Source organism: Castellaniella sp. FW104-7C03 (genome assembly GCF_040276085.1).
Lineage (GTDB): Bacteria > Pseudomonadota > Gammaproteobacteria > Burkholderiales > Burkholderiaceae_B > Castellaniella.
In genome coordinates this window covers 271,175-287,115 of record NZ_JBELOK010000003.1, presented here as the reverse complement: position 1 = coordinate 287,115, position 15,941 = coordinate 271,175, and the positions used below count along the sequence as shown (strand labels likewise).

Annotated in this window: 15 protein-coding genes; 8 read left to right on the top strand and 7 right to left on the bottom strand. The window is 59.3% G+C overall.

Going from position 1 to position 15,941, the window contains the following annotated elements:
* Nucleotides 1-141 precede the first annotated feature (141 nt).
* From ABS758_RS05295 to dnaA, 4 genes are all read right to left on the bottom strand, one after another.
* Nucleotides 142-1,956, bottom strand: a complete 1,815-nt coding sequence (locus ABS758_RS05295) for an ATP-dependent nuclease (protein ID WP_350381252.1) — start codon at nt 1,954-1,956, stop codon at nt 142-144.
* A 185-nt stretch (nt 1,957-2,141) separates the two neighbouring features.
* Nucleotides 2,142-4,595 carry a DNA topoisomerase (ATP-hydrolyzing) subunit B gene (gene gyrB / locus ABS758_RS05290; RefSeq protein ID WP_350381250.1) on the bottom strand — a complete coding sequence of 818 codons (2,454 nt, stop codon included), beginning with the start codon at nt 4,593-4,595 and terminating at the stop codon, nt 2,142-2,144.
* Between the two features lie 38 nt (nt 4,596-4,633).
* Nucleotides 4,634-5,743, bottom strand: coding sequence for a DNA polymerase III subunit beta (gene dnaN, locus ABS758_RS05285; protein ID WP_350381248.1), 1,110 nt, complete (start codon nt 5,741-5,743; stop codon nt 4,634-4,636).
* A gap of 5 nt (nt 5,744-5,748) precedes the next feature.
* Entirely contained in the window at nt 5,749-7,167 is a 1,419-nt protein-coding gene (gene dnaA / locus ABS758_RS05280) for a chromosomal replication initiator protein DnaA (RefSeq protein WP_350381246.1), read from the bottom strand.
* 180 nt (nt 7,168-7,347) lie between these two features.
* On the opposite strand from dnaA, the gene rpmH reads away from it, so the two are divergent.
* From rpmH to mnmE, 5 genes are all read left to right on the top strand, one after another.
* Complete coding sequence (gene rpmH / locus ABS758_RS05275) at nt 7,348-7,482, top strand: 50S ribosomal protein L34 (RefSeq protein WP_043679136.1); 135 nt, start codon at nt 7,348-7,350, stop codon at nt 7,480-7,482.
* A 48-nt stretch (nt 7,483-7,530) separates the two neighbouring features.
* Entirely contained in the window at nt 7,531-7,890 is a 360-nt protein-coding gene (locus ABS758_RS05270; RefSeq protein WP_350381244.1) for a ribonuclease P protein component, read from the top strand.
* A complete protein-coding gene (gene yidD, locus ABS758_RS05265; RefSeq protein ID WP_350381333.1) occupies nt 7,887-8,105 on the top strand; it encodes a membrane protein insertion efficiency factor YidD in 219 nt (72 codons plus the stop codon). Before ABS758_RS05270 ends, yidD begins: the two co-directional genes overlap by 4 nt.
* Nucleotides 8,106-8,207: 102 nt before the next feature.
* Nucleotides 8,208-9,956 (top strand): membrane protein insertase YidC, encoded by a 1,749-nt coding sequence (yidC, locus tag ABS758_RS05260; protein ID WP_350381243.1) that lies wholly within the window; start codon nt 8,208-8,210, stop codon nt 9,954-9,956.
* Nucleotides 9,957-9,960: 4 nt separating this feature from the next.
* The gene (mnmE, locus tag ABS758_RS05255) at nt 9,961-11,421 is read left to right on the top strand and encodes a tRNA uridine-5-carboxymethylaminomethyl(34) synthesis GTPase MnmE (protein WP_350381242.1); all 1,461 of its coding nucleotides are present in this window, start codon (nt 9,961-9,963) and stop codon (nt 11,419-11,421) included.
* Between the two features lie 23 nt (nt 11,422-11,444).
* On the opposite strand, the gene ABS758_RS05250 is transcribed toward mnmE, so the two are convergent.
* Nucleotides 11,445-11,738: an antibiotic biosynthesis monooxygenase family protein gene (locus ABS758_RS05250; protein ID WP_350381240.1), complete on the bottom strand. Its 294-nt coding sequence runs from the start codon at nt 11,736-11,738 to the stop codon at nt 11,445-11,447.
* A 27-nt stretch (nt 11,739-11,765) separates the two neighbouring features.
* Nucleotides 11,766-12,881 carry an NAD(P)/FAD-dependent oxidoreductase gene (locus ABS758_RS05245; RefSeq protein ID WP_350381239.1) on the bottom strand — a complete coding sequence of 372 codons (1,116 nt, stop codon included), beginning with the start codon at nt 12,879-12,881 and terminating at the stop codon, nt 11,766-11,768.
* A gap of 90 nt (nt 12,882-12,971) precedes the next feature.
* Here ABS758_RS05245 and ABS758_RS05240 point away from each other — a divergent pair, with 90 nt between their 5' ends.
* The 3 genes from ABS758_RS05240 (at nt 12,972) to ABS758_RS05230 (ending at nt 15,413) form a co-directional block, all read left to right on the top strand.
* A complete protein-coding gene (locus ABS758_RS05240; RefSeq protein ID WP_350381238.1) occupies nt 12,972-13,457 on the top strand; it encodes a MarR family winged helix-turn-helix transcriptional regulator in 486 nt (161 codons plus the stop codon).
* Between the two features lie 117 nt (nt 13,458-13,574).
* Nucleotides 13,575-14,000, top strand: a complete 426-nt coding sequence (locus tag ABS758_RS05235) for an organic hydroperoxide resistance protein (RefSeq protein WP_350381237.1) — start codon at nt 13,575-13,577, stop codon at nt 13,998-14,000.
* A 147-nt stretch (nt 14,001-14,147) separates the two neighbouring features.
* On the top strand, nt 14,148-15,413 hold the full coding sequence (locus tag ABS758_RS05230) for an MFS transporter (protein WP_350381235.1): 1,266 nt from the start codon (nt 14,148-14,150) through the stop codon (nt 15,411-15,413).
* Nucleotides 15,414-15,541: 128 nt separating this feature from the next.
* On the opposite strand, the gene ABS758_RS05225 is transcribed toward ABS758_RS05230, so the two are convergent.
* A complete protein-coding gene (locus ABS758_RS05225) occupies nt 15,542-15,826 on the bottom strand; it encodes a heavy-metal-associated domain-containing protein (RefSeq protein WP_350381233.1) in 285 nt (94 codons plus the stop codon).
* Between the last annotated feature and the right edge of the window lie 115 nt (nt 15,827-15,941).

Sequence of the window (15,941 nt, the reverse complement as noted above, 5' to 3'; positions counted from 1 at the left end):
GTCCCGCGGGTAGGCCAAGCGCGCCCACCACCAAGATGAGGGGTGGCCGGCTCCGTCGGTGTAGCGCCACCCCTACCTCACGGTGGATCAAGCGGCGGTGAGATTGGGGGCCACCCCTGTAGGTCAACACTGGAGATTAGGCTACGCGGCACCCGAAGTGGGGCTTCTACGCAGTCCATCAAGCCAATCAAAACAGCATCCGATTTCGGGCATATCAGCCTTGATGGCCCGTGCGTCCATAGAGCCGATGGCAAGCTCCTGAGCCAAGATCGCTTCTTCGCCTTTCTCTGGATGACCAGAAACGTTCTCGATACAGCCGACCTTCCAGAGCCACAGGCTGTGCGCGCGCAACGTATCGTGCAAGTTGGTTGCGATCTCAGCGCCTTCTGGGTCCGCAGCAAAAATTGCCCAAGTATCTGCTGCCTGCCATCCGGTTTTGTCTTTCGTTGGGAGACCATTGCCACCCAGCGGAAATCCATGCTGAGTTTGCAGGCGTTGCAGTGCGGCTTTGCTGCGCTCGAGAGTAGCATCGTCTTTTGGGAGCATAGGCGTCAAGCCTTTGCGTGCTTCTGTGAAGGCGAAATCGAGGTCCGCAATGCCGCAAGCCTGAATGCCCATGGCGGCTAGTACCCGTAATGCTTTGGGGATGCCTGAACACGCCCTCATGGCAACGAAGGCAATCTGGTCAAGTTCAGGTTGCCGGCCACGCAGCCGTTCGTAGAGCAGTGGGAGCAGACGTATCTCTGTCTTCCCTTCACACAGCACTACAAGATCCGAGAAGTAGATTTCGGCCAGGTTTCCCAATTCGAACAAGGTTCGTGAGGGGGCCTCTGCTTCCTTCAGCGCAGCAGCGACGGCGTGCCGCAGAGGGATACGAGCTAACGTCCCATTCGTCTTGTCTTTATTCACGATCACTGCATCAGCAGCATTCTCTCTGCTCAACATGAGCGGCGAGTGCGTTGCGTAGACGACTTGAAAGCCCCTCTGTGATAAAGCTGCAAGTGCTTGCCGAAGTCGCCTGACTCCCTGCGGATGAAGATATAGCTCAGGTTCGTCAATAAGTAGAAGGCGGCGGGCGGCACCGGACTTCTCCGCAGTGTGTCGGTCAGCGAGATGTCGTATCAATGCCATTTGAATTGCCCGTTGAGCACCGGTGCCCAGCTGGTCGAATGTCCTCCGGTCGCCCGTGCTCATGTCGGTGATGTTCAAGCTACCAGCTTTGAAAAACTCCTTGATCTCGACTGTTTGCAGGCCCAACTCAATCGTGAGCCCCGGAAAAAAACTTCCGAGAGCCTCTGTCGCGCCTTTATCGAAAGTCTTCAGAAGTTCAGATCGCGACTCACCTTCTACACTGAGGATGCTCCGAACAGTCTGCATGGCTGCTGTCAGCTCGGCGTGTGCCTCAACGATAGGGCCCATGATCAGGTCTAACAGCGATTTCATCGTGCTGCCCGCCTTCGCCTTACCGAGGTCTTCTCCGAGGTCCTCCATTGCATCAATGCATAGTGCGTCCGGTAGTAAAGCCGAAACCGCCTGCGGTAACCCCGTTGGATAGGGCCTCCATGCTAGGGGGAGATCGTTGCCATGATAGGTTTCAAAATCGAAGACTTCACATGCGACCTTTTTGGTTCCGGGCTCGTTGGCGACAACGCGAATCCATATGGAACCGGACGTGCAGTAGGGCGCGATAGCCGCCCGGTGCTTTGGCTCCGGAATTAGTTCCAGGATCTCGTTGGTAATGCCATCGATTCGTGCGGTGACAACCACCGGCTCGCCGATTTTTGAAAAGTCAGATTCCGCTAGAGCGCTTGGTTTCAGTACCCAGGCGAGAGCAAACAGAATCGTCGATTTTCCAGCATTGTTCTGCCCGACAAGTGGGGTGAAGGACTCTATTGGCAGGCTTACATGCTGGCACGCCCGGAGGCCTACGATGTCAATAAAGCCGATCTTGTGCATTTCACCCTCCTATTGTGAACTAATGTTACACGCCCGACTGAGGGTTGCAGGGACTCACCACGCAATGGATAAGGCCTTTCCAGGCAAAAAAATGACCGCCAAATTAGGCGGTCATTCTCTCTGCTCCTATGAATGGCCAACTTTTCCCACAAAACTTGGCCATCTTTTCCGAAAACCAACAAAGCTCACACGTCGATATTCCCCGCCTGCAAGGCATGAGCCTCGATAAACGCACGCCTGGGCTCTACGTTATCCCCCATCAGCGTCACAAAAATCTCATCGGCGGCAATTGCGTCTTCGATCTGCACGCGCAGCAAGCGGCGTACGGTGGGATCCATGGTGGTTTCCCACAGTTGGCTGGGGTTCATTTCGCCCAGGCCCTTATAGCGCTGTTTGCTGATGCCGCGTTCGGCCTCGCTGCGCAGCCAGCGCATTACTTCGCGGAAGTCGGAGACGGACTTTTCTTTGGCCTTGTCGCCAGTGCCGCGACGCACCACGGCGCCTTCGCTGAGCAGGCCCATAAAGGTTTTTGCCGTGCGCGATAGGACGGCGTAGTCGCCACTACGCACGAAGTTGCGGTCGAAGGTGCTGACGCGCAGGTTACCAAAGTGTGGGCGGATGACGGCCAGGCGCCAGGCTTCTTCGATATCGTCGTACTGTGCTTCTACGTGCACGGCGGTGGGGTCCTCGGGGTCTTTCAGGGCTTTTTCCAGGGCGGCAGCGCTGTTGCGTGCGGCGGTTTCGTCCATCAGGCTGATGGCAACACCCTCGGCCATGGCGGACAAGGCTTCGGTATCCAGGATGCGGGATAGCCGTGCGATGACGTTATCGGCCAGCACATACTGGCGGGCCAAATCCATCAGCGCGTCGCCCTGGATGGGCTGGGCATTGGCGCCGGGCACGAGTTCGGTGTCTTTAAGCGCCAGCTGCAGCATAAACTGGGCTTCTTCCGCGTCGTCCTTGAGATAACGCTCTTCGCGGCCTACCTTGACCTTGTACAGTGGCGGCTGCGCAATATACACGTAGCCGCGCTCGATCAGGGCGGGCATCTGGCGATAGAACAGGGTAAGCAGCAGGGTGCGAATGTGGGCGCCGTCGACGTCGGCGTCGGTCATGATGATGATGCGGTGATAGCGCAGCTTGTCGACGTTGAAATCAGGCCCGATGCTGGTGCCCAGGGCGGTGATCAGGGTGGTGATCTGTTCGCTGGACAGCAGGCGGTCGAAGCGTGCTTTTTCTACGTTAAGTACCTTGCCGCGCAAAGGCAAAATAGCCTGAAACTTGCGGTCGCGGCCTTGCTTGGCAGAGCCACCGGCCGAGTCGCCCTCGACGATGTAGAGCTCGCACAGGGCGGGGTCTTTCTCTTGGCAGTCGGCCAGCTTGCCGGGCAGGCCGGCACCCTCCAACACGCTCTTGCGGCGGGTCATTTCGCGGGCCTTGCGGGCGGCCTCCCGGGCGCGGGCGGCTTCAACGATCTTGCTGCACAGGGCGCGTGCGTCGTTGGGGTTTTCAAGCAGCCAGGTTTCCAGGGTGCGGCTGACGGCGTCTTCGACGGCGGGGCGCACTTCGCTGGAGACCAGCTTGTCTTTGGTCTGGCTGCTGAACTTGGGCTCGGGCACTTTAACTGACAGCACGCAGGCCAGGCCTTCGCGCATGTCGTCGCCGGTAGTATCCACCTTGGCTTTTTTGGCCAGCTCGTTGTCGGCGATGTACTTGTTAAGCACGCGCGTCATGGCGGCGCGCAGGCCGGTTAAATGGGTGCCACCGTCGCGCTGCGGGATGTTGTTGGTAAAGCACAGCACGGTTTCGGCGTAGCTGTCGTTCCATTGCATGGCAACTTCTACGCCACAACGCGTGCCGCCTGCGTCAGACTCGGTGGAGACGGCAAAGATGTTGTCGTGCAGGGGCGTTTTGGTGCGGTTAATGTATTGCACGAAGCCTTTGACGCCACCCAGAAATGCCAGGTTCTCGTCCTGGCCTGTGCGCTCGTCCACCAGGCGGATTTTTACACCGTTGTTAAGAAAGGACAGCTCGCGCAGGCGGCGCGCCAGGATATCGTAGGTGTATTCGATGTTGTTGAAGATTTCGGAGTCGGCCAGATACTGCACACGGGTACCGGTGCGCTCTGTGGGGCCGGTGATGGCCAGCGGGGCCACGCGGTCGCCGCGGCGGAACTCCATCTCGTGTTCCTGGCCGTTGCGCCAGATGGTCAGGCGCAGCCACTCGGACAGCGCGTTGACGCAAGATACCCCCACGCCGTGCAGGCCGCCAGACACCTTGTACGAGTTTTGGTCGAACTTGCCGCCGGCGTGCAGCTCGGTCATGACGATTTCTGCCGCGCTGCGGTGTTGTTCGTCGTGCTTGTGGATGGCGGTGGGGATGCCCCGGCCATTATCGGTAACCGAGATGCTGTTGTCGGCATGGATGCAGACAACGATGTCGTCGCAATACCCTGCCAGGGCTTCGTCAATGGCGTTATCCACAACCTCGAAGACCATATGGTGCAGGCCGGTGCCATCGGAGGTGTCGCCGATGTACATGCCGGGGCGCTTGCGCACGGCCTCGAGGCCCTTGAGCATCTTGATCGAATCGGCACTGTAACCAGTGGCCGGCGTGTTGGGGGTAGTGGCTTCTGACATGAAAATCCTGTGTAAGTATCGGGCGGGCGCGGCGGCGATCAGATGCGCATCGGCATGACGACGTACTTGAATTCTTCGTCGTCGGGCACGGTGATCAGGACGGACGCATTGACGTCGGGTTGCACCGACCAGCAGATATCACCGGTTTTGACGTTGGCCAGGACGTCAAGCAGATAGGTGACATTGAAGGCCACGTCCAGTGACTCTTGTGCGTAGTCCACCTCGAGTTCTTCGCGGGCTTCTTCTTGCTCGGCGTTGGATGAGGAGATGCGCAGCAGGTTGTCTCCCAGCTGGATCCTGACGCCCTTGAGCTTGTCGGTGGTAAGGATAGCGGCACGCTGGAGGCTGGCTTGCAAGGCGTCGCGGGGGATCTGGACGTGGCGGGTGTAGCCCGTGGGGATCACCCGTTTGTAGTCTGGGAACTTGCCCTCGACCAGTTTGGAGATGAGTTCGATCTGGCCAAAGGTGAAGCGGATCTGGCCGGTGGCGAGATCGACCTGCACCGGGGTGTCGTCATCGGCCAGCAGACGTTGCATCTCGTGCACGGTTTTACGCGGGATGATGGCGTCCATCTGCGCGGTCAGGCCGTCTACAGTGGCACCGCTATGGGCCAGGCGGTGGCCATCGGTGGAGACGGCGCGCACGTGGCCGGGCTCGAGCACCAGCAGCAGGCCATTGAGGTAATAGCGGATGTCTTGCTGCGCCATCGAGAAGTGCACCTGATTGAACAGTTGCTTGAGCGCTTTTTGCGGCATCGAGAACGACGCATCCCATTGCTGGACTTGCGATACCGTGGGGTAGTCGGTGGCGCTGAGCGTTTGCAAGGCAAAACGGCTGCGGCCTGCCTGCACGGTCAGTTTGTTTTCGTCCAGCGACAGGCGAACATCACCGGATTCGGGCAGGGCGCGAAGAATATCCAGAAACTTGCGTGCCGCGACAGTAGTGGACTGCGTTTCGTCGCCCACGCCGAAGTCGGCCTGGGTGGTGATCTGTACTTCGAGATCATTGGCCAGGAAAGACACTTGCGAGCCATTTTTGCGGATCAGCACGTTGGCCAAAATGGGCAAGGTGTTGCGGCGTTCGACGATGCCGACCACGGTTGTCAGGGGCTTGAGCACAGCATCGCGGGTGGCTTGGATCAGTAGCATGTGTCTTATCCTTTGAGCGTTTGTTCGAGTACGTGAAGTGCGTGATTAAGTTCAGTTTGCTTGGCGCGCAAATCGGTGATTTTGCGCACGGCGTGTAATACAGTGGTGTGGTCGCGCCCACCAAAAAGGTCGCCGATTTCGGGCAGGCTTTTTTGTGTGAGCTCTTTGGCCAGATACATGGCGATCTGACGGGGCACTGCAATATTGGCCGGCCGCCGTTTCGAGTACATATCGGCGACCTTGATTTTATAGAAATCTGCCACGGTCTTCTGGATGTTCTCGACGGTGATCTGGCTATTGGAGACCGACAGCAAATCCTTGAGTGCTTCTTTGCAGACTTCGACGGTCAGTACCTCGCGGCCGTGAAAGCGGGCGTAGGCGGATACCTTGCGCAAGGCGCCTTCAAGCTCGCGCACGTTGCTGCGCAGGTGCTTGGCGATAAAGAACGCCACTTCTTCGGGCATGGTGATGCCCTCGGTTTGCGCTTTACGCAGCAAAATGGCTACCCGCATTTCGAGCTCGGGTGGCTCGATGGCCACTGTAAGACCGGAATCAAACCGGGAGATCAGCCGGCTGTCGATGTTGGCGAGCTCTTTGGGGTAGGTATCCGAGGTAATGATGATTTGCTTGCGCTGCGCCACCATGGCCTCAAACGCATAGAAGAACTCTTCTTGCGTGCGGTTTTTGCCGGCAAAAAACTGAATATCGTCGATCAGCAGAAGATCCAGCGAGTGGTAATAGCGCTTGAAATCATCAAACGCCCGGCGCTGATAGGCCTTGACCACATCAGAGACGTATTGGTCGGCATGCACATAGCGGATGCGCGGGCTGGTGCCACTGGCCAACAGAGCATTGCCGATGGCGTGGATCAGGTGGGTTTTGCCCAGGCCCACGCCACCGTACAGAAACAGCGGGTTGTAGGACACGCCCGGGTTTTCTGCCACCTGCATGGCGGCAGCACGCGCCAGCTGGTTGGCTTTACCGATCACGAAGTTATCGAACGTGAGATCGAGATTAAGCCGCGAACGGTCTTGCATGGCTTCGTCAGTAGCGGCATGCACGACGGAAGGCGGCGCAGCCGGGGTGGCCGTGTGGGCGCTTTGGTTGCTGACGCCCACCGGAGGCGTGCCGCTGGATGGCGCCGGCGAGCGGGGATTGCTTGCTGTGGGCCGGGCAGGGGCAGCCCCCAGCTCGAACTGAACCTGCACCGATTGGGAGAACCAGTCGCTGGCCAGGGATTCGAGGCGGGTAGAAAAGTTTTTGCGCACCCAATCCAGCTTGAAGCGATTGGGCGCAGCGACTCTCAGGATCGCCAGCTCTTCGTCGTAGTCGAGAGGAACCAGGGGTTTGATCCAGGCGCTGATTTGCTGAGGGGGAAGTTCCTGCTCCAGTTGCTGGAGACAGGCCTGCCAGAATTCATTCATAGATATCATCGTGCGAAACCTCGATTCTACCCTTTCCCGAGGCAAGTTATCCACAGGACGGGTGCCTGCGTTTGGATACAGCAGGGGATAACTACGCATGTGATTGACGAAGTGCTCAAAATTTGTTGAAATAGTGGGCTTTTCTGTATCTTTTACCACCCAAGCTCTTTTGGATTCGCCATGAAACGCACTTTTCAGCCTTCTGTAACCCGCCGCAAGCGCACTCACGGGTTTCGTGTCCGCATGAAGACGCGTGCGGGCCGTGCCGTCCTTAGCGCCCGCCGCGCCAAGGGCCGCAAGCGCCTGGCCGTCTAATTGCCTGTCGCGCACAGCCCTTTGCCGGGCATGTGCGACAGCGTTGCCATGCCTTCCGACTTTCCCTCGGCGGCCCGGCTGCATCGCCCCTCGGAATACACCGCAGCCTTAAAGGGCAGGCGTGTCGCTCGAGGGGCTTTGTTCGTTGTTTCCAGTCCGCGTAATACAGCGGCATCGCCGGCCCGGCTGGGCTTGGTGGTGCCCAAGCGATACGCGCCACTGGCGGTAACCCGAAACGCCATCAAGCGGGTCATCCGCGAGGCCTTCCGCATGCGGCGGGCCACGCTTCCCGAAGGTGATCTGGTGTTTCGTCTGGTTAATCGGCCACAGCCGGCCAGCCTGACACAACTCAAGCGCCAGGTGCGTGCCGAAGCCGACCAGCTCCTCGACCGGATCGTCCGATGCTGATACGGTCTTTGTTTATTGCACCGATCCGCTTCTATCGGTATTTTTTAAGCCCGTGGGTGGGGCAGCAGTGCCGTTTTACGCCCACGTGCTCGGCCTACACCATCGAGGCCATCGAAACACATGGCGTGCTGCGCGGCATCTGGCTGGGCATGCGCCGCATCGCACGGTGTCATCCGGGTTGCCCCGGGGGACACGACCCCGTACCGCCAGCCTGACGGCTGATTGTGGGCCTTGTCGGCCCAAGATCAAGTTCTTGTCAGCCACCCTGCGTTAAACTGGTGGGCTTTTGCTCCGACCTCACTCGAATACAGGCGCCAATGGACATTCGACGCACCATCCTCTGGATGATTTTTTCTTTTTCGCTTCTGCTGTTGTGGAACAACTGGCAGATGTATCAGGGCCAGCCCTCGCTGTTTTCTGTGGCGCCTCCGGCAACCGAGGCCAGCAAGACGGCGTCTGGCACAGATGCACCCGCAGGCACGCCTGCCGGGCAAACTGGTGTGCCCACCGCTGCGGCGGGCAGCACCAGCGCGCCAGCCAACGTTCCGTCAGCCGATACCATTCCCCAGGGTCAGCCTGTGCACGTCAAAACCGATGTGTACGACCTCACCTTTGATACGCATGGGGCCCAGCTGGTACGCGCCGAGTTGCTGAAATACAAAAATCAGGACACCACCACCGGCATCTTGCCGTGGTTCAAGGGCTTGATGGGTAAAAAGCCTGGGCAAGATCCTGCAGAGTCCATGTTCCTGCTAAATAATCAGCCGGGCGACACCTACGTGGCACAAACCGGCCTGGTGGGGGCGCCCCAAGGAGACAGCTATCCCACGCACCTCACCCCGTTTACCTTGGTGGGCGCGGGGCCGGTGGTCAAGGATGGCAAGACGCAGATCTCGTTTGAGGCGACATCCGGACAAGTACGGGTGGTCAAAACCTTCACGTTGTCGCCGGATAGCTACGATATCCACGTGCGCAACGATATCTACAACCTGGGCGATCAGCCGATCAACCCGTCTTTGTATTTGCAGCTGACGCGCGACGGCCACGAGCCGGCCAACACCACTGGGTTCTACAGCACCTTTACCGGCCCGGCCGTGTATTCGTCCGAGGATAAATTCCAGAAGATCTCCTTCGAGGACATCACCAAGCAAAAGGCCAGCTATACCCAAAAAGCCGATAACGGCTGGATCGGGATGGTGCAGCATTACTTTGCAACGGCCTGGGTGCCTCAGCAAGGCACCGTGCGCACCAACCAGGCGCTGGCACTGCCCGATGGCCTGTTTGCAATCCGCACCATCGAGTCCGTCGGCACCATTGCCCCGGGCCAGCATACCTCCGTCGATGCGCAGTTGTGGGTGGGGCCGCAAGACCAGCACGCAATGAGCACTGTGGCGCCGGGCCTGGATCTGGTTGTGGATTATGGCTGGGTCACCATCATCGCCAAGCCGATGTTCAAGTTCATGATCTGGCTGCATGGTCTGGTGGGCAACTGGGGCTGGACCATCGTTCTGCTGACGCTGCTCATCAAGCTGGTGTTCTACCCGCTGTCGGCGGCCAGCTATCGGTCGATGGCCAAGATGAAGCTGGTTGCGCCGCGCATGAAGCACCTGAAAGAAAAATTCGGTGACGACAAGGCCAAGATGAACGCGGCCATGATGGAGATGTACCGCACCGAGAAGATCAATCCGCTGGGCGGTTGTCTGCCCATGGTGGTGCAGATCCCGGTGTTCATCGCGCTGTACTGGGTGCTGCTGGGCAGCGTCGAGATGCGAGGTGCGCCATGGATCCTCTGGATCCACGATCTCTCCATCAGCGATCCCTGGTTCATTCTGCCGGCATTCATGATGCTGACGATGTTCCTGCAGATCAAGCTCAACCCCACGCCGCCCGATCCTACCCAGGCCAAGATCATGATGATCATGCCTCTGGTGTTTGGCGGGATGATGTTCCTGTTTCCCGCGGGTCTGGTGCTGTACTGGTGCGTCAACAACACGGTGTCCATCATCCAGCAACGCGTCATTATGAAGCGCCTGGATAAAGAAAAGGCAGCGCTGGCGTCCAGCTGATGCCATGAGCGCATCATCCACCGACCCCATCATTGCCATCGCCACCGCCCCTGGGCGCGGGGGCATTGGCGTGATCCGGGTGTCGGGGCCCAGCCTGCAGGCCTGGGCAGGTGTTGTATGTGGGCAGGCACTCAAGCCCCGGCATGCGCACTATTTACCGTTTCGCACGCAAGACGGCGAGACCCTCGATGAAGGCCTTGCGCTGTTTTTTCCGGGTCCGCATTCGTACACTGGCGAAGACGTACTCGAGCTTCAGGGCCATGGCGGCCCTGCGGTGCTGCGCCGGGTGCTTGAAGACTGCCTGGCACGAGGCGCGGACATTGGGCTGCGTCTGGCCCAGCCGGGCGAGTTCACCCAAAGAGCTTTTCTAAACGACCGCCTGGATCTTGCCCAGGCGGAAGCCGTGGCCGATCTGATCGAGGCCAGCTCGACGGCGGCTGCCCGCAGTGCTATGGCCTCGCTCTCGGGGGCGTTCTCTGCCGAAATCCAGACGCTGAGCGAGCGCATTGTGCAGCTGCGCATGCTGGTTGAGGCCACGCTGGATTTTCCCGAAGAAGAAATCGACTTTCTTGAAACCTATCAGGCGGCCGCCCGCCTGGATGGGATCCGCACGGCGCTGGACGAGGTGCTGAACACGGCACGCCAGGGCCTGGTGCTGCGAGAAGGCCTGCACGTGGTGCTGGCCGGCCAGCCCAATGTGGGTAAATCCAGTTTGCTCAATGCCCTGGCAGGCGAAGACGTGGCCATCGTGACACCCATTGCGGGTACCACGCGCGATCGCGTGATCCAGCAGGTTCATATCGACGGCATCCCGCTACATATCGTGGACACGGCCGGTTTGCGTGAAACCGAAGACACCGTCGAGCGTATCGGCATCGAGCGCAGCTGGGCTGAGATCAGCCGTGCACAAGTGATTGTGCACCTGCAGGATGCGCGCCATCCCGATGACCCCCTGGATATGGAAATCGTCAAACGTTTGCCGGCCGGCACGCCTGTGCTGCGGGTGCTGAACAAGGCTGATCTGCTGGCTGCCGGGGCAAAGGGGCTGGGCGCGCAAGGTCTTGGCGTGCATGGTGCGCCAGACGATCAGCCTGGCGCATACCTGCCTGAACCGCCTGCACCCGCCGGGGCCACGTCTGCGGCCCCGGCCGTGCAGCTGCTGCAGGTCTCGGCCAAAACCGGCCTGGGGCTGGATGCCCTGCGTGCCCGCCTGCTGGAGATTGCCGGCTGGACACCCGGGGCAGAGTCGCCCTGGCTGGCCCGCGAGCGCCATGTTCGGGCACTGGAGCAGGCCCGCGAACACCTGCAACTGGCCAATGAACACGCATCGCACAGCGACCAAGTACTGGATCTGTTTGCCGAAGAGCTGCGCCTGGCCCACGAAAGCCTGTGCGAAATCACGGGCCAATTTACCAGCGATGATCTTCTGGGCGAGATCTTCTCGCGGTTTTGCATCGGGAAGTAAACCGATGCCCGGGGTGTGCAGGTTTACTCGCCCACCACCTCGGTGTGCACAACTTCGGGGGGCTTGGCAAAAAAGCCACCCACAATGCCGCGCCAGGCTTGGAAATCTTCGGATTCGCGGAAATGCGTCATGTGGTCTTCCAGTGTTTGCCAGTGGATTTGCAGCACGTATTGATCGGGGTTCTCGATGACGTGGTGCAGCTCGAGGCGATGAAAGCCGCGTGCGCGCTGAAACAAGGGCAGGGCCTTTTGTACGCCGGCTTCAAAATCAGCCTGTGCGCCGGGTTTGACGGTGATGTGCGCCATTTCGCGGATCATATCGGTTTCCTGTGTTTAAGAAGTAAATCAAGCCTTGATTATGCGCTGTACTACGTGATCTGCAATGGCCAGGCAAGAAGTTAGTCCAGGGGACTCAATCCCGTAAAGATTGACCAGGCCGTTTATCCCATGGGTGTCTGGGCTCTGGATTACAAAATCGGGCTCTTCACCATCTGCCGGTATCAGTTTGGGCCGGATGCCCGAGTAGCTGGGGTGCAGGGCATTGTCGGGCAGGGCTGGCCAGTAGCGCCGGATTGCTGCGTAGAAGTTCTCGGCACGTCCGGGGTCGACGGTGTAATCCAGTGTGTCCACCCACTCCACGTCCGGGCCAAAGCGTGCCTGGCCGGCCAAGTCGATTGTCAGGTGCACGCCCAGGCCGCCGGGCTCGGGGATGGGGTAGATCAGATGTGTAAAGGGTGAGCGCTCTGACAAGGCATAGTAGTTGCCCTTGGCATACCGGCCTGTGGGAATGCTGCCGGATGGCACCCCCTCGATGGCGGTGGCCACGGCTTGTGCCTGCAGGCCCGCGCAATTGATCACATGGCGCGCAGCAATATCCATGGGCTCCGCCCCGCCGATGTGCAGCACGATGGGGGCCTTGCCTGTCGTGATGCGGCCGCCCAGCACGGGGGATTGCAGTGCCAGCAAACCGCCAGCGGTTTCAAGGTCGCCCAGCAAGGCAAGCATCAGGCCGTGGCTGTCGATAATGCCGGTTGATGGTGACTCCAGGGCAGCCACACAGCGCAATGCTGGTTCTCTAGACTGTGCCTCGTCTTGCCCGAGCCAACGCAAATTGTGCACCCCGTTGGCCTGAGCCGCCTGCTGCAGTGTCCGCAGACGATCAGTTTGTGCTGGTTGGGTGGCCACAATCAGCTTGCCGCATCGCTGGTGATCCACCCTGTGCTGCGTGCAGTAGTCGTACAGCATTTCGCGGCCTCGCACGCACAGCTGTGCTTTTAGCGACCCCTTTGGGTAGTAGATCCCGGCGTGGATGACTTCGCTGTTGCGCGAGCTGGTGATGCTGCCGATGGCGGATTCGGCTTCAAGCACGAGGGTTTCAAGCCCGGCCTGAGCGCAGGCCCGCGCGGTGGCCAGGCCAACCACGCCGGCGCCAATGACGACGCAATCCAGGGTTTCAGTCATGGGGTGGTTCGAGCAGTGCGGAAATCGCCATTCTAAGGCACCTGAAATTAATCGTTTGCTATTAAATAGTGCGCGATGTAATATTGAGACATGGATAAACAGCTTACCGCGGCATCATCTGCCGTTTCCCGCCCTCTCAGCCTGGATGCCCAGCTGTGCTTTGCCCTGTATTCGGCGCAGCTGGCCATGGGCAAAATCTACCGGCAACAACTGGCAGTGCTGGGCCTCACATATCCCCAGTATCTGGTGATGCTGGTGCTCTGGGAAACCGATGGCCTGACGGTGTCTGCGCTTGGTGATCGCCTGTATCTGGATTCGGCCACGCTCACCCCGCTGCTCAAGCGCTTGCAAAGTCTCGGCCTGCTGGGCCGCAACCGAAGCCGGGCAGATCAACGCCAGGTGCTGGTGTCGCTTACCCCGGCGGGCCGGGCGCTGCAAAGGCAGGCTCAGGCCATCCCGCACGGGGTGTTGTGTGCCACCGGATGCAGCCCGGATCAAGCTCATATGCTGAAGTCCACCCTCGAAAACCTGCGTGCGCATCTGCTGCACGCTGCCGAAAACCCGGCCGTGCAATAACGCGCGCTTCGGCCGGCCCCGGGGCCGGCCGGATGTGCTGGATGCAAGGTCATCAGAAAAGTAGTCGCTTGTGGTGCCGGCGCTTTTCTTTAGAACCGCACCACCAGGAGTTCAACCATGACAGTCGAAAACGTTCTCTATACCGCACATGCAACTGCCACGGGCGGCCGCGATGGCTCCGCCAAGTCTTCAGATGGCCGCCTGGATGTCAAACTGTCTGTACCTAAAGAGATTGGCGGTGATTCTGGCCCCGGCACTAATCCAGAGCAACTGTTTGCTGCCGGGTATTCAGCCTGCTTCCTGGGCGCTCTTAAATTGGTGGCCGGCAAAGAAAACGTCAAGCTGCCCGCTGACACGCAAATTGCTGGTTCGGTGGGTATTGGCCCCATCCCCACGGGGTTTGGCCTGGCGGTCGAGCTCAAGATCTCGGCACCAGGCGTTGACCACGCCAAGCTGGAGGATCTGGTGCAAAAAGCTCACATCGTGTGCCCGTATTCCAACGCCACGCGCAATAACATTAAAGTGACATTGACTGTTCAGTAATTCTGTCTCACGTTTGGTATCGCCTTGACCTGACACCGGCGGATTTCGTCGGTGTCAGGCCAAGTTCATGATCCAGGTCATAAAACAGTGTTGCCGATATGGATATGATTTGTCCTGCATGCTGCAAATGTGCATCAGGAGAGTCTCATGTCATCTGCCACCCCGGTTGTGTCCGCGGGCCGCCAGGCCTTATCGGTGCTGTTTGCCAGTACCTTTGCCTTCACCGTGTGTTTTGCCATCTGGACAATGTTCTCTGTCCTGGGCGTCCCGCTCAGAACCCAGCTGGCCCTCAATGAAACCCAGTTTGGCCTGTTGATTTCCACGCCTGTGCTCACAGGGTCTTTGGTGCGGGTACCGTTGGGGATGTTCACCGACCGCTTCGGCGGGCGGATCGTTTTTTTCCTGGTGCTGCTGGCATGTGTGCCACCGCTGTACCTCATGGCTTACGCCACAACATATAGACAGTTTCTGGTGCTGGCCCTGTTTGTCGGCTTGGCCGGCGGTACGTTCTCGGTGGGTACTCCCTACGTGGCCCGCTGGTTTGCGCCGCAACGTCGCGGCTTTGCGATGGGCGTCTTTGGTGCCGGCAATTCGGGTTCGGCGCTGAACATGTTTGTGGCCCCCCTGATTATCGGAGCCTTTGGCTGGACGATGTTGCCCAAGGCCTACGCGGCATTGCTGCTGGGCACGGCGCTGCTGTTCTGGCTGTTCAGCCATACAAACCCCGCCCATCAGCTGTCGGCAGCCGTTCCGCTTCGCCAGCAACTGCAGGTACTAAAAGACCCTCGTGTCTGGCGCTACTGCCAATATTATTCGGTGGTGTTTGGCGGCTATGTGGCACTGGCCCTGTGGATCACTCAATACTATGTGGCCGAGTACGGCTTTGATCTCACCCTGGCTGCTTTCCTGGCAATGGTGTTCTCGCTGCCAGGGGGCGTTTTGCGTGCGCTGGGTGGCTGGTTCTCGGATCGCTTTGGTGCATATACAGTTACATGGTGGGTCATGTGGGTGTGCTGGGTGTGCTTCTTTATTCTGTCGTATCCGCAAACTCAAATGACTATCCAGACGCTGGGTGGCCCGGTGTCTGTGCATATCGGCCTGAACGCCACGCTGTTTACCATCCTGCTGTTTGTGGTGGGTGTGGCCATGGCTATCGGCAAGGCTTCAGTGTTCAAGTTCATCAGCGACGACTACGCCGAGAATATTGGCGCGGTGTCTGGCGTGGTGGGCCTGGCGGGGGGGCTGGGCGGCTTTATCCTGCCCATTTTGTTTGGCGTGCTGCTGGATATCACCGGGGTGTATTCCAGTGCGTTCATGTTGCTGTACGGGGCCGTGTGCGTATCGCTGGTGTTCATGCATTACTCGTACCGGGCAGCCCCTCGGGCAGGCACCGAGCTGATGGACGGCTCGTGATATTGCCGGTGACGTCGTGCCGGCTGTGTGGCGCTGGCGGCGACAGTGTGGCTGTTGTGCGGCACTGTTTAAAACAGTGGTTGTGGGGCGGCCGCCGGCGCCCAACCGCGCGTCAGCGGCCGGCGGTCTTAGCCGCCGCAGCCGCCGCAACAGTTGCCGTCCTGGCCGTGCACAGGTTTCATGGCTTCGTAGCCGGCATCTGCCACAGCTACCTGAAGGCGCTGCACCGACACCTGGGCCGTATCGTAGGTAATCGTCATTTTTTCGTCAGCCAGTGACACACTAACCTGCGCGACACCCGGAAGGGCAGATAAAACGTGGTCCAGCTTATCGGCACACTCGGGGCCACGAAGCCCGATCAGGCGCATAGTGTCGGTTTTTTGGGCAGAGCGTTTCAGAGTTTCAGCTTGCATAAGTCCTCGCGAACGGGGAAAGCCCTGGTGAGGGCGGGGTTATAGATACATTAAAAATATATCTTAAAGGTGGGCTAGTATAGCAGTGCCGCAACCGCTTGGCGGGATACGGTTT